Genomic DNA, 13,268 nt, shown 5'->3' on the forward strand with positions numbered 1-13,268 from the left:
GATGAACCCGTCCTTCCTCATTACCGCCCTGTTGTGGCTGTCGGTGGCGGGGCTCGCGTTCGCGGTCGCGAAGCGCTCGTCCTACTGGCGGCTCGGCCGCGCCACGGCGCCCGGCTCGTTCGGCGTCGCGAACCTGTTCGCGATCCCGAAGCGTTATTTCGTCGACCTGCACCACGTGGTCGCCCGCGATCCGTACATCGCGAAGACCCACGTCGCGACGGCCGGCGGCGCGATCGGCGCGCTCGCGCTGGTGTTCATCAACTACGGCCTCGCGATCTACTCGCCGTGGCTCGACAAGCTGATCTTCCTCGCGGCGCTCGCGATGCTGGTCGGCGCGGTGTTCGTGTGGCGCCGACGCGCGGCGAAGGACGTGCCGGCGCGCCTGTCGCGCGGCCCGTGGAATACGCTGCCCTGGCTGCTCGGTTCGTTCGCGCTCGGCCTCGTGCTGTTCATGCTGGTGCCCACCAGCGCGATGTCGGGTACGTTCGCGGTGCTCTGCGCGCTGCTGATCGGCATCGGCGCGTTCACGATGACGGTCGGCGCCGCGAAGGGCGGCCCGATGAAGCACGCGATCGCCGGCCTGCTGCACCTCGCGTTCCACCCGCGCCAGGAGCGTTTTGCCGCGACGCGCGACTCGTTCACCGGCAACGGCACGGCCACGCCGCCGACCGCCCTGAAGCTGCCGGACATCGAGCATCAGGAGTACGGCGTCGCGAAGCCGGTCGAATTCCGCTGGAACCAGCTGCTGAGCTTCGACGCCTGCGTGCAGTGCGGCAAGTGCGAAGCCGCGTGCCCTGCGTTCGCGTCGGGCCAGCCGCTGAACCCGAAGAAGCTGATTCAGGATCTCGTCGTCGGGATGGCGGGCGGCACCGATGCGGCGTACGCGGGCAGCCCGTCGCCGGGCATCGCGGTCGGCCAGCATCGCGGCGAGCCGAACGGCCCGATCGTGTCGGGCCTGATCGAGGAGCAGACGCTGTGGTCGTGCACGACCTGCCGCGCCTGCGTGCAGGAATGCCCGATGCTGATCGAACACGTCGACGCGATCGTCGACATGCGCCGCAACCGCACGCTCGTGCACGGCACGGTGCCCGGCAAGGGCCAGGAAGTCCTCGCGAACCTGCGTGAAACGGGCACGATGGGCGGCTACGACACGGCTGCGCGCTACGACTGGTCAGTGGACCTGAGCGCACCGGTCGCGCAGCCGGGCAAGCCGGTCGACGTGCTGTTCGTCGCGGGCGAAGGTGCGTTCGACATGCGCTATCAACGCACGCTGCGCGCGTTCGTGAAGGTGTTGAACAAGGCAGGCGTCGACTACGCGGTGCTCGGCTCGAACGAGACCGACACGGGCGACGTTGCACGCCGGCTCGGCGACGAAGCGACGTTCCAGCAGATGGCGAAGCGCCTGATCGGCACGCTCGGCACGCTGTCGTACAAGCAGATCGTGACGGCCGACCCGCACGTGATGCACAGCCTGCGCAACGAGTACCGTGCGCTCGGGCTGCGCGTGACGGTCAAGCATCACACGACCTATCTCGCGGAACTGGCCGACAGCGGCAAGATCGCACCGAAGGCCGTCGAGGCGCTGCAGGAGAAGCGCACGACGTATCACGATCCGTGCTACCTCGGCCGCTACAACGGCGAGACGGAAGCGCCGCGCAAGCTGCTGAAGGCGATCGGCATCCAGGTCGTCGAGATGGAGCGCAACGGCATGCGCGGCCGCTGCTGCGGCGGTGGCGGCGGTGCGCCGCTGACCGACATCCCCGGCAAGCAGCGCATTCCCGACATCCGCATCGCCGACGCGCGCACGATCGGCGCGGACGTGGTCGCGGTCGGGTGCCCGAACTGCACGGCCATGCTCGAAGGTGTCGTGGGCCCGCGCCCCGACGTGCTCGACGTCGCCGAACTCGTTGCCGCTTCGCTGGAGTGAGTCGATGAACACGATCAAACGAATCGATCCGCGCCGGCCGTTCATCATCACGGCCGCCGGCCTGAAGCGCATCACGCTCGGCGAGGAAGGCAGCGCCGATGCGAACGCCGCGCAGTGGTCCGCGCACGGTCACGGCGCGGCCGCAAAGCCGCGCCGCGCGCTGCAGGATCCGAAGCACGTGATGCTGGTGGTCGCGCACGGCGAGCGCGGCGCGCTCGACGACCATTCGCGGCAGGCGATCGCCGCCGCCGCCGTGCTCGCCGACGCGCAGACCGAAGTCGCGCTGCTCGCGTTCGGCGAGCTGAAGGACGACGTGGCCGAGCTCGGCGTCGACAAGCTGCTCGAGCTGACGGGCTTCGATCGCCGTGCGTTCGATCCCGAAAGCGAACTGCAAGCATTGCAGGCCTGCGTGGCCGCGCTTGCACCGAAACACGTATTCATCCCTGACAACGCGACGGGCGACGGCGATCTCGGCCGGCGTTACGCGGCGGTAGCCGGCGCGAGCATCGCGACCCACGTCGTCGAGATCGACGCGAAGCATGTCGGTGCGTATGCGCAGGCCGGGCGCGCGTTTGCCACGCGCGCGCTGCCGGACGTGATCCTGCTCGCGCAGAACGCGGTCGACGCGAAGCTGCCGTTCGTCGGCGCGGGCGAACGCCTGGCCGCCGACTTCATCCGCCCGGTGGTCGATGCCGCCCGGCCGTACCGCGATCTCGGCCTCGACGAAATCGATGCGGCCCAGGTCGCGCTCGAGGAAGCCGATTTCATCGTGTCGGCCGGCAACGGCGTGTCCGACATCGGCGCGTTCGAGCAACTGGCCGGTGCGTTCGGCGCGGCGATCGGCGCGAGCCGCGTCGCGGTCGACAACGGCCACTTCACGCGCGACAAGCAGGTCGGCGCGACCGGCAAGACGGTCGAGGCGAGCGTGTACATCGCGTTCGGCATTTCGGGCGCGGTGCAGCACCTGCAGGGGATCAAGGACTGCCGTCACGTGATCGCGGTGAACCTCGACGGCAGCGCGCCGATCGCGAAGCGCGCGAACCTGACGGTGGTCGGCGACGCGCAGGCGACGATCGCCGCGCTGATCGAACAGGTCCAGGCCGCGCGGGCCGCGCGCGGCGAATCGCCGGCCGCGGTCGGCACCCGTGAACCCGAAGGAGTCGCCGCATGAACGCCCCCCGCCAGCTGCAACGCATCGCGGTGCTCGTGTCCGTGGGCCGGCACCCGGTCAGCGGCGTCGCGCGCTACAGCCGCAACGATGCGGTCGCACTTGAAACCGGCCGCCAGCTCGCCGAGCAGCATCGCGCGACGCTCGACGTGATCCATGCCGGCGACCCCGCGAACGCGGCGCTTGCCGAATACCTCGCGCTCGGCGCGCGGGAGGTCGAGGTGCTGGCCTGCCGCGACGACGACGATGCCGTGCACGCGCTCGCCGCGCGCATCGAAGACTACGATCTCGTGCTGACCGGCACGCGCGCCGAAGGCGCATACGACACCGGCATGCTGCCTTACCGCATCGCCGCGAAGCTCGGCTATCCGCTGGTCGGCTCGGCCGTCGACGTGACGGTCGAAGGCGGTCGCGTGGCCGTCCGGCAATTTTTGCCGAAAGGGTTGCGGCGGCGCGTCGATACCGCGCTGCCGGCCGTGATTGCCGTCCATCCGCTCGCCAATGCCGAGCCGCGCTACGCGTACGCGCGGCTGCGCGCCGGCGCGATCCGGCCGGCGCTCGCGGCGCCCGGCACGGATGCCGACGCGGCCGCTTGGACGGTCGGCCCGGTCGAGCGTAAACCCGTAAAGCTGGTCGCCGCCGAGAAGCGCTCCGGGCATGCCCGGATGCTGTCCGCGACGACGACCGAGAGCCGTGGCGGCAACGTCGTAAATGAAGGGAGTTCGGTCGAAAAAGCACAAGTGATCCTCGCGTATTTGCGCGAGCATCAGCTCATCGACTACTGATTTTGATGCCTGTCGGCAAGAACCCAGGGATGCAAGGAATCCGGAGCAAACGATGAAAGTATCGGCAGACATTCGTGCACTGATCGAGCGGCGCAAGGAAGGGCACAGCCTCGATGCACCGTTCTACACGAGCGAGGACATCTTCGCGCTCGACATGGAGGCGATTTTCCGCCAGCACTGGATCCAGGTGGCGGTCGAACCGGACATTCCCGAGCCGGGCGACTACGTGACCGTGGAACTGGGGAGCGATTCGATCCTCATCGTGCGCGACGACGACATGGCGATCCGCGCGTTCCACAACGTGTGCCGTCACCGCGGCGCGCGACTGTGCAACGAGGACAAGGGCTCGGTCGGCAACATCGTGTGTCCGTACCACAGCTGGACCTACAACCTGACGGGCCAGCTGATGTTCGCCGAGCACATGGGCGAGAAGTTCGACCGTTGCAAGCACAGCCTGAAGTCGGTGCACGTCGAGAATCTCGCGGGCCTGATCTTCATCTGCCTCGCCGACGAGCCGCCGGTCGACTTCGCGCAGATGCGCGCCGAGATGGAGCCGTACCTGCTGCCGCACGACCTGCCGAACACGAAGATCGCCGCGCAGATCGACATCATCGAGGAAGGCAACTGGAAGCTCACGATGGAGAACAACCGCGAGTGCTATCACTGCGTCGCGAACCATCCGGAGCTGACGATCTCGCTGTACGAATACGGCTTCGGCTACCAGCGTTCCGACGCGAACGCCGAAGGCATGGACGCGTTCGCCGAAACCTGCGTGCGGCGCGGCAAGGAGTGGGCCGAGATGGGCCTGCCGTCGGCCGAAATCGAAAAGCTGCTCGACGTGACGGGTTTCCGCACGCAGCGCCTGCCGCTCGACCGCAGCGGCGAATCGCAGACGCTCGACGCGAAGGTCGCATCGAAGAAGCTGCTCGGCGGCTTCGACAAGGCCGACCTCGGCGGCCTGTCGTTCTGGACGCAGCCGAATTCGTGGCACCACTTCATGAGCGATCACATCGTGACGTTCTCGGTGATTCCGCTGTCGGCCGGCAAGACGCTCGTGCGCACGAAGTGGCTCGTGCACAAGGACGCGAAGGAAGGCATCGACTACGACGTGAAGAACCTGACGGCCGTGTGGAACGCGACCAACGACCAGGATCGTGCGCTCGTCGAATTCTCGCAGCGCGGCGCGAACAGCAGCGCGTACGAGCCGGGCCCGTACTCGCCGTTCACGGAAGGTCTCGTCGAAAAATTCTCGGCCTGGTACATCGGCCGTCTCGCCGAAAAAACCGGCGCGTAGTACTGAGCAGCGGACAAGCGGAGCAAGACATGATGCGAGATGCGGCCAATTTCGAGCCGGTGGACAGCCGGGTGACGCGCCCGGCGTTCTGGAACGCGCTGCCCGAGCGCTGGACGAGCGACGTCGAGGAAACGCTGGTGTGCTGCCACGTGCGGCAGGAAACGCACGACGTGAAGAGCTTCTTCTTCCGTTCGCCGCAGGGCCGCACGTTCTCGTTCGAGCCAGGGCAGTTCCTCACGCTCGAACTCGACATCGACGGCGAGACGATCAACCGCTGCTACACGATCTCGTCGTCGCCGGCGCGGCCGCACACGGTGTCGATCACGGTGAAGCGCGTGCCGGGCGGCAAGGTGTCGAACTGGCTGCACGACAACCTGCAGCCGGGCGCACCGGTGCGCGTGCTCGGCCCGGCCGGCGAGTTCACGTGCGCGCGGCATCCGGCGCGCAAGTACCTGTTCCTGTCGGCCGGTTCGGGCGTCACGCCGCTGATGTCGATGAGCCGCGCGCATCATGATCTCGCGGAAGATCGCGACATCCTGTTCGTGCACAGCGCGCGCACGCCGGACGACATCATCTTCGCGCGCGAGCTCGACCTGATCGCGTCGAATCATACGAACTTCCGCACGTCGTTCGTCGTCGAGCGCGTCGGCGCACGTACCAACTGGCCGGGCGTCACGGGCTTCCTGACGCTGCCGCTGCTGAAGCTGATCGCACCGGATTTCATGGAGCGCGAGATCTTCACGTGCGGCCCCGCGCCGTACATGAAGGCCGTGCGCGACCTGCTCGACGAAGCGGGTTTCGATCGCAGGCAGTATCACGAGGAAAGCTTCTCGTTCGAGACGCTCGCGCAGACCGCGAGCGACGAAGTGCTCGCCGAACTCGTGCCGGCCGCCGACGGCGTCGACCCCGCGACGAAGCAGTACACGGTCAGCTTCGCGAAGAGCAACCGCGAGATTGCATGCGGCTCGGAGCAGCACGTGCTCGACGCGGCGCGCCAGTCGGGCGTGCGGCTGCCGGCGTCGTGCACGCAGGGCATGTGCGGCACCTGCAAGGTGAAGCTCGTGTCGGGGCAAGTCGAGATGAAGCACAACGGCGGCATTCGCCAGCGCGAGATCGACCAGGGCATGGTGCTGCTGTGCTGCAGCAAGCCGCTGTCGGATCTCGTGATCGACAAGTAGTCGAAACGCGCCATCGGCTGTCCGGGCGCGTCGCGTCCGGACAAGCATCCGTCGGAAAACAACGATACCGCGGATTTGTGGTTGAAGAACCTAGAGAGGCAACGCGCACGGTGCGCATATCAAGGAGATCGACCATGAAACTCTTCGGAAAACTGTTGTGGGGCGGCGCACTGTCGGCGATGGTGGCACTGAGCGCGTCAGCGCTCGCCGATACGAAGCCGACGTTGAAGATCGGCTACGTCGAAGGCTGGGACGACAGCGTGGCGACGTCGAACGTCGCGGCCCGCGTGATCGAGAAGAAGCTCGGCTACGAGGTGAAGCTCGTGCCGGTCGCTGCCGGGATCATGTGGCAGGGCGTCGCGCGTGGCGATCTCGACGCGACGCTGTCCGCATGGCTGCCGGTCACGCACGGCTCGTACTGGAGCGAATACAAGAGCAAGGTCGTCGACGTCGGCGCGAACTTTCCTGACGCGAAGATCGGCTTGATCGTCCCGGATTACGTGAAGGCGAAGAGCATCGAGGATCTGAACGCCGAGAAGAGCAGCTTCGGCGGCCGCATCGTCGGCATCGATGCCGGTGCGGGCGTGATGCGCAAGACCGACGAAGCGATCAAGAACTACGGGCTCAGCTACACGCTGATGCCGAGCTCGGGCAGCGCGATGACGGCCGAGTTGTCGCGTTCGGTCGGCGCGAACAAGCCGGTGATCGTGACCGGCTGGGCGCCGCACTGGATGTTCGCGAAGTGGAAGCTGCGTTTCCTCGAGGATCCGAAGAAGGTGTTCGGCGGCGCCGAGCACGTCGACAGCGTCGTGAATCCGGGGCTCGAAACCAAGGCCAAGCCGGTCGTCGCGTTCCTGAAGAAATTCCAGTGGAAGCCGGGTGAAATCGACAGCGTGATGCTGGCGATCCAGAACGGCTCGAAGCCGGAAGCGGCTGCCGATGCGTGGATTGCGGCACATGCCGACCGCGTGAATGCGTGGACCGAAGGCGTCCAGTAAGTACCTGAAAATACGTCGTACGAGTCACTATAAAAACACGCCGGGAATGGTACGCAGGAATCCGAAATAATCGCGATGTCATGCGGCCATATCCCGGAATTCTTTTTCGGATTCTGCAAAAAAGCGCGTAAGTTGTTACACTAGTGCCCTTGTGCGGAGTCATCACAGGAGGAATTGGATGAGTCAGGCAGGACTGCGTGCGAACAGCACCAGTGATGTTGAGGCAACCATCTCACATGATTCGACGGGCCACACGCTGCATCGTGGCCTGACCTGGAAAGACGCTTTTTGGGTGACGAGCGGCGTGCCGGCAGGCGTGCTGTTCACGATCGGCGGCGTATGCGCGACGATCGGCCAGCCCGCGTGGGCGATCTGGATCGCCGCGATCACGATGGGGCTGATTCAAAGCGCGACTTATGCGGAAATATCGGGACTATTTCCCCATAAATCGGGCGGCGCGTCCGTGTATGGCGCGATCGGCTGGGTGCGCTACAGCAAGCTGATTGCCCCGGTGTCCGTGTGGTGCAACTGGCTCGCGTGGTCGCCGATGCTCGCGCTCGGCTGCGGCCTCGCGGCGAGCTATGCGCTCACGAGTCTCTTTCCCGCCAACGCGGCGGTGCTGCAATGGCAGCTCAAGATCGCGGATCTCGGGTTCATCAAGCCGGGCCTGTCCCTGCGGATCAATGCGACGTTCATCATCGCGACGATCCTGCTTCTCATCACGTTCAAGCTTCAGCATAGCGGTGCGTCGAAGGCGGCACGTACGCAGCGCATCCTCGGCATTGCATCGCTCACGCCGCTCTTGATCGTCGGCATCGTGCCGTTCGTCACCGGCGACGTGCCGATGTCGAACCTGCTCCCGCTGCTGCCGCTCGGTCACGACGCGCACGGCAATCTCACGGCCTCGACCTTCGGCTCGTGGAACGGGCAGGGCGTCACGATGGCGCTTGGCGCGATGTTCATGGCCGGCTGGGCGTCGTACGGCTTCGAAACGGCCGTCTGCTACACGCGTGAATTCCGCGATCCGCGCCGCGATACGGCGAAGGCGATCTTCTGGTCGGGCGCGCTGTGCCTCGTCGTGATGACGCTCGTGCCGCTGGCGTTCCAGGGCGCGCTCGGCACTCAGGCGATGCTCGATCCTTCGATCGGCGACGGCACCGGCGTCGCGGCGGCGATGGCAAAGATCGTCGGCGGCGGCGCGTGGGTCGCGAATGCGGTCGTCGTGATGCTGATGCTGTCGATCCTGCTGATCGTGATGACGTCGATGATGGGTTCGTCGCGCACGCTGTACCAGGCATCGGTCGACGGCTGGCTGCCGAAGTACCTGTCGCACGTGAACGAGCACGGCTCGCCCACGCGCGCCATGTGGACCGACCTCGGCTTCAACCTCGTGTTGCTGATGATGTCGGACTACATGACGGTGCTGTCGATCTCGAACGTCTGCTACATGCTGTTCGTATTCCTGAATCTTCAGTCGGGCTGGATCCACCGGATGGATCGCGGCAACTGGGATCGGCCGTTCCGCTGCCCGACCTGGCTGCTCGTCGCGGGCTCGCTCTGCGGCTACGCGAACCTCGTCTATGTCGGCGCGGGCGCGAACCTGCAAGGTGAAGGCACGCTGCGCAACGGGCTGATCGCGATGCTGCTGATCGTGCCGGTGTTCCTGTTCCGTCACTACTGGCAGGATCGCGGCCGCTTCCCCGCGCAGATGCAGCGCGACATGGAGCTGGAAGTGCCGAAGCGCGCGCTGTGGCTGAGCCTGATGCCGTATGCGGCGCTGATCGGCGCAGGGCTGACGATCTGGCTGTCGTATTACTTCGCGTGGGTGAAGTGACGCGTCAGGCCGTTTGACGACGCACGCCGCCCGGCAACCGCACACGGGCGGCGCGATCGATGTCTCCGCAAGCAACGAAGCCCGACCGGCTGCAGCCGGTCGGGCTTTTGTCGTTCAGAGCCGGCAGGCGTGCGGGTGCGGGCGGCGCGAGTGCGCGATCGACGGCGCTTGATTTTGGGAATGATCGGTTCTAATATCCGGACTCATGAGCCCGACCTCTCCCGGCTCCCGCGACAGGGGGCGCCCACGCGAATTCGACACCGACGAGGTGATCGACGCAGCAGCACGCGTGTTCTGGGAGCAGGGGTATCACGCGACGTCGATCGACACGCTATGCGAGGCGACCGGCGTGTTTCGCGGCAGCCTGTACCGGACGTTCGGCGACAAGCACGGATTGCTGGTCGCCGCGTTCGACCGTTACGCGGAAGGCGCGATCGCGCGCCTCAAGGAGCGCCTCGCGGCGGATCTGCCGCCGCGGCAGGCGCTCAGGGAAGCGCTGCTGTATTACACGGAAATCGGCGTGCGGCTGTCGGAGCGCCGAGGCTGTCTCATCACGAATTCGGCCGTCGAGCTGCTGCCCGGCGACGACGCGTTGCGGCCATACATCGAATCGACGCTGCTGCGCATCGGCACGCAATTCAGCCTTGCCGTCGCGCGCGGCCAGCAGTCGGGCGATTTCGACCGGAACCTCGATCCGGAGGAGGTCGGCCGGTTCCTGCTGTGCCTGATCCAGGGCTTGCGCGTGCTGGGCAAGTCGAGTGCGTCGGAAGCGGAACTGGCCTCGATCGTCGAAATCGCGATGCGGGCGCTGACCTGATTTTTTTGATTATTTTGAGAATGATCGGTTTCAAATAATGCGCATTCGACGCGCGGCTGAAGAGACCGGAAAGAGCAGGCAGATTCGGCAATGAAGTCGCAGAAACGCCGCCGCTGCGCGCAGTCGCACCGGCATCGTTGTTCAACTAATTTGGGAACGATCAGTCATGAATAATGCAAATTTCGCAGTCCCCGCCGCAAGCGCGTACGGGAAAGGGATCGCGGCATGCGTATGCGCGACGATCCTGATGGGCGTGATGTTCCCGGTGATGACCGATGCGTTGCGGTACATCGATCCGTTTACGTTGACGTCGCTGCGCTATCTGATCGCCGGCACGGCATTCGTCGCGTTGCTGCGGATCGTGGAAGGGCCCGGCGCATTCCGGCCAGCCGGTGAATCCGTGCTGCTTGCGTGGCTGCTCGGGTCGATCGGCTTTTGCGGGTTCGGGTCGTTCGTGTTCCTGGGCCAGCAACTGGCCGGCGACGAGGGCGCACTGACCGCATCGATCATGATGGCGACGCAGCCGATGATGGGGCTGCTGCTCAATGCGCTGGTGCGGCGCGTCGCGCCTGCGCCGGTGTCGGTGTTGTTCGTCGTGCTGTCTTTCGCCGGCGTGGCGCTCGTCATCACGCGCGGCGACGTGATTGCCGCGCTGCACGAACCGCAGCACTACGCGGCCAACGCACTGATCGTCGTCGGCGCGTTGTGCTGGGTCGTCTATACGTTCGGCGCGGCGCGCTTCACCGGCTGGTCGGCATTGAAATACACGACCTTCACGACATGCCTTGGCCTGACCACGATCGTCGCGGTCAATCTCGTGCTGATCGCGATGCACGGGATCGCGGCGCCGTCGCGGTCCGCCGTGCATGCGGTGCTGCCGCATCTCGCGTACATGGGGCCGGTGGCCGGCTTCGGCGCGATCCTGCTGTGGATGACGGGCAACCGGATCCTGGGGCCGATGAACGGCGTGCTGTTCATGGACGTCCTGCCGATCACCGCGTTCATCGTGTCCGCGGCGACGGGCGTGGTGCCCAATCGCGCGCAGGTCGCGGGCGCCGCGCTGACGGGCGCGGCACTGATCCTCAACAACCTGTATCTGCGGCGCCGGGCGCGACGAGTCGGCACGGCGCCGGCACGCGTGCCGTCGGCCTCCGCATGACGAACGGTCGTGGCCGCCGGCTTACGAAAACACCACCGTGCGGTCGCCGTTCAAAAACACGCGCCGCTCGATGAACGCCTTTACCGCGCGCGCGAGCGTGATGGATTCGACGTCGCGCCCGACCGCAAGCAGTTGCTCGGGGCGCAGCGCATGGTCGACGCGCTCGACGACCTGCTCGATGATCGGGCCTTCGTCGAGATCGTCGGTAACGAAGTGCGCGGTCGCGCCGATCAGCTTCACGCCGCGCGTATGTGCCTGGTGGTACGGCTTCGCGCCCTTGAAGCCCGGCAGGAACGAATGATGGATGTTGATCGCGCGGTTCGCGAGCTTCGCGCTCGTTTCCTGCGACAGCACCTGCATGTAACGCGCGAGGATCACGAGTTCGGCGCCGCTCGATTCGAAGAAGTCGAGCCACTGCGCTTCCTGCTGCGCCTTCGTCTCGGCCGTGATCGGGAAATGCCGGAACGGCAGCCCGTGCTGCGCGGCGAGCGGCTCGAAATCGGGATGGTTCGACACGATGCCGACGATGTCCATCTTCAGCTCGCCCATCCGCCAGCGGAACAGCAGGTCCGCGAGGCAGTGCTCGAGCTTCGACACCATGATCAGCACCTTCGGCCGCGCGTTCACGTCGTGGATCGCCCACTGCATGTCGCCCTGCTGGCCGCCGAGGCCGGCCGCGATCGGCGCGAACTCCTGGCGCAGTGCGTCGATCTGCAGCGTTTCATCCGTCGGATGAAAGACGCAGCGCACGAAGAAGCGGTTGCTGAGATCGTCGTCGAACACGTTCAGCGCATCGACATAGCAGCGATGGCGATCGAGAAAGCCGACGACGGCGGCGACCTGGCCGGCCGCGCTCGGGCACGACAGCGTCAGGACGAATTGATCGGGGCGGTGCTCGGCGGTCATGAGACTCCTCGGATGGCATGGGGCGCACGGCCGTGCGGCGGCGCACGACGGCGCCGCACCGCGCGGGTAGCGGGAGGCTCAAGTAAAGCAGGACGATTTCGGGGCGGATAGAACCAACCCGCCGTGTGGCTGGTATCGGCACGCCAGTGCGTGCGGGCCGGCCGTGCCCGTCACGCGCAGGCGTCGAGCAGCCAGCGGCGGAACACGTGGGTCGCATCCGGCTCGGGCCGCTGCGGCGGGCGTACCAGGAAGTAGCCGCGCGGCGTGACGACGGGCGCGTCGACGAGCTTCACGAGCTGGCCGGACGCGACGAGCTCGTCGACGAGCGGCGCCCAGCCGAGCGCGACGCCTTCGCCGAGCAGCGCCGCATGGATCACGAGCGCATAGCTGTTGAAGGTCACGCCGCGCGCGGCGGCCGGCGATTCGAGGCCGTGCGCGTCGAACCAGCCCGGCCACGACAGCCAGCGCTCGGGGCGCGTCGGCTGCACGTGCAGCAGCGGCAGCGCGAGCAGGTGGTCGGCCCGCGCGACGCCGGGATGCGCGTCGCGGAACGCGGGCGAGCACACGGGCGTGACCGATTCCGGAAAGAGCCGCGCGGCCGTGCACGACGGCCAGTGACCGTCGCCGAACAGGATCGCGATGTCGCCGTGGTCGCGCTGCGCGTCGTAATCCTGTGACGTGACGACGCGCACGTCGACGTCCGGCATCACGCGCTTCAGCCCGGCCAGCCGCGGCATCAGCCAGTAGGTTGCGAAGCCGAAGTCGGTGACGATCGTGAGCGCGCCGTGCTCGCGGCGCGCGCGCAGCGTTGCGGTCGCGCCGCGCAGCGTGTCGAGGCTCAGCCGCACCGCTTCGTACAGGCACTGGCCGTCGGCCGTCAGCGTGACGCCGCGCGGGCTGCGTTCGAACAGCGGCACGCCCAGCTCGGCTTCGAGCTGGTACACCTGCTGGCTCACGGCCGGCTGCGTCGAGCCGAGCTCGCGCGCGGCGGCCGTGAAGCTCGCGAGCCGGGCAGCGGATTCGAACGCGCGCAGCGCCTGCATCGACGGTAACGGTTCGGATTTCGACATAAGTCTCTCTAATGGCCCCATAAGGGCCGGACGCCTACCCGCGCGAATTCGGGCGGGCGATAGTGCAGCGGACGGTACGGCACGCGCGCTTCACGGCCGCCACGCAACGCATTCCGCGATTCTAGCCAGCGC

General features: G+C 66.6%; 11 protein-coding genes. 9 read left to right on the forward strand and 2 right to left on the reverse strand.

Annotated features, from left to right (window positions below):
* Position 1 precedes the first annotated feature (1 nt).
* From AC5LXX_RS19130 to AC5LXX_RS19170, 9 genes are all read left to right on the forward strand, one after another.
* Positions 2 to 1,927, forward strand: coding sequence for a (Fe-S)-binding protein (locus AC5LXX_RS19130; RefSeq protein ID WP_493412683.1), 1,926 nt, complete (start codon positions 2 to 4; stop codon positions 1,925 to 1,927).
* Positions 1,928 to 1,931: 4 nt separating this feature from the next.
* Positions 1,932 to 3,098 (forward strand): electron transfer flavoprotein subunit alpha/FixB family protein, encoded by a 1,167-nt coding sequence (locus tag AC5LXX_RS19135; protein WP_493412684.1) that lies wholly within the window; start codon positions 1,932 to 1,934, stop codon positions 3,096 to 3,098.
* Positions 3,095 to 3,880, forward strand: coding sequence for an electron transfer flavoprotein subunit beta/FixA family protein (locus AC5LXX_RS19140; protein ID WP_493412685.1), 786 nt, complete (start codon positions 3,095 to 3,097; stop codon positions 3,878 to 3,880). Before AC5LXX_RS19135 ends, AC5LXX_RS19140 begins: the two co-directional genes overlap by 4 nt.
* Before the next feature lie 52 nt (positions 3,881 to 3,932).
* The gene (locus tag AC5LXX_RS19145; RefSeq protein ID WP_124455242.1) at positions 3,933 to 5,174 is read left to right on the forward strand and encodes an aromatic ring-hydroxylating oxygenase subunit alpha; all 1,242 of its coding nucleotides are present in this window, start codon (positions 3,933 to 3,935) and stop codon (positions 5,172 to 5,174) included.
* Between the two features lie 29 nt (positions 5,175 to 5,203).
* Positions 5,204 to 6,352: an FAD-binding oxidoreductase gene (locus AC5LXX_RS19150; protein WP_493412686.1), complete on the forward strand. Its 1,149-nt coding sequence runs from the start codon at positions 5,204 to 5,206 to the stop codon at positions 6,350 to 6,352.
* A 134-nt stretch (positions 6,353 to 6,486) separates the two neighbouring features.
* Positions 6,487 to 7,350: a glycine betaine ABC transporter substrate-binding protein gene (locus AC5LXX_RS19155; protein ID WP_493412687.1), complete on the forward strand. Its 864-nt coding sequence runs from the start codon at positions 6,487 to 6,489 to the stop codon at positions 7,348 to 7,350.
* A 178-nt stretch (positions 7,351 to 7,528) separates the two neighbouring features.
* On the forward strand, positions 7,529 to 9,184 hold the full coding sequence (locus tag AC5LXX_RS19160; RefSeq protein ID WP_493412688.1) for a trimethylamine N-oxide permease: 1,656 nt from the start codon (positions 7,529 to 7,531) through the stop codon (positions 9,182 to 9,184).
* Between the two features lie 205 nt (positions 9,185 to 9,389).
* A complete protein-coding gene (locus AC5LXX_RS19165; RefSeq protein WP_493412689.1) occupies positions 9,390 to 10,001 on the forward strand; it encodes a TetR/AcrR family transcriptional regulator in 612 nt (203 codons plus the stop codon).
* Positions 10,002 to 10,167: 166 nt separating this feature from the next.
* On the forward strand, positions 10,168 to 11,160 hold the full coding sequence (locus tag AC5LXX_RS19170) for a DMT family transporter (protein WP_493412690.1): 993 nt from the start codon (positions 10,168 to 10,170) through the stop codon (positions 11,158 to 11,160).
* Positions 11,161 to 11,181: 21 nt separating this feature from the next.
* Here the strand turns inward: AC5LXX_RS19170 and purU are convergent, their stop codons facing one another.
* Both purU and AC5LXX_RS19180 read right to left on the reverse strand, forming a co-directional pair.
* Positions 11,182 to 12,066, reverse strand: a complete 885-nt coding sequence (gene purU, locus AC5LXX_RS19175; RefSeq protein WP_493412691.1) for a formyltetrahydrofolate deformylase — start codon at positions 12,064 to 12,066, stop codon at positions 11,182 to 11,184.
* Positions 12,067 to 12,236: 170 nt separating this feature from the next.
* Positions 12,237 to 13,136, reverse strand: coding sequence for a choline sulfate utilization transcriptional regulator (locus AC5LXX_RS19180; protein WP_124455228.1), 900 nt, complete (start codon positions 13,134 to 13,136; stop codon positions 12,237 to 12,239).
* Positions 13,137 to 13,268: the final 132 nt, after the last annotated feature.

This window comes from Burkholderia torrens (assembly GCF_984668525.1).

Excerpts from the sequence above, each read along its gene's own strand:
- AC5LXX_RS19130 (WP_493412683.1), top strand. The coding sequence starts at position 2 with ATGAACCCGTCCTTCCTCATTACCGCCCTGTTGTGGCTGTCGGTGGCG.
- AC5LXX_RS19135 (WP_493412684.1), top strand. The coding sequence starts at position 1,932 with ATGAACACGATCAAACGAATCGATCCGCGCCGGCCGTTCATCATCACG.
- AC5LXX_RS19140 (WP_493412685.1), top strand. The coding sequence starts at position 3,095 with ATGAACGCCCCCCGCCAGCTGCAACGCATCGCGGTGCTCGTGTCCGTG.
- AC5LXX_RS19145 (WP_124455242.1), top strand. The coding sequence starts at position 3,933 with ATGAAAGTATCGGCAGACATTCGTGCACTGATCGAGCGGCGCAAGGAA.
- AC5LXX_RS19150 (WP_493412686.1), top strand. The coding sequence starts at position 5,204 with ATGATGCGAGATGCGGCCAATTTCGAGCCGGTGGACAGCCGGGTGACG.
- AC5LXX_RS19155 (WP_493412687.1), top strand. The coding sequence starts at position 6,487 with ATGAAACTCTTCGGAAAACTGTTGTGGGGCGGCGCACTGTCGGCGATG.
- AC5LXX_RS19160 (WP_493412688.1), top strand. The coding sequence starts at position 7,529 with ATGAGTCAGGCAGGACTGCGTGCGAACAGCACCAGTGATGTTGAGGCA.
- AC5LXX_RS19165 (WP_493412689.1), top strand. The coding sequence starts at position 9,390 with ATGAGCCCGACCTCTCCCGGCTCCCGCGACAGGGGGCGCCCACGCGAA.
- AC5LXX_RS19170 (WP_493412690.1), top strand. The coding sequence starts at position 10,168 with ATGAATAATGCAAATTTCGCAGTCCCCGCCGCAAGCGCGTACGGGAAA.
- purU (WP_493412691.1), bottom strand. The coding sequence starts at position 12,066 with ATGACCGCCGAGCACCGCCCCGATCAATTCGTCCTGACGCTGTCGTGC.
- AC5LXX_RS19180 (WP_124455228.1), bottom strand. The coding sequence starts at position 13,136 with ATGTCGAAATCCGAACCGTTACCGTCGATGCAGGCGCTGCGCGCGTTC.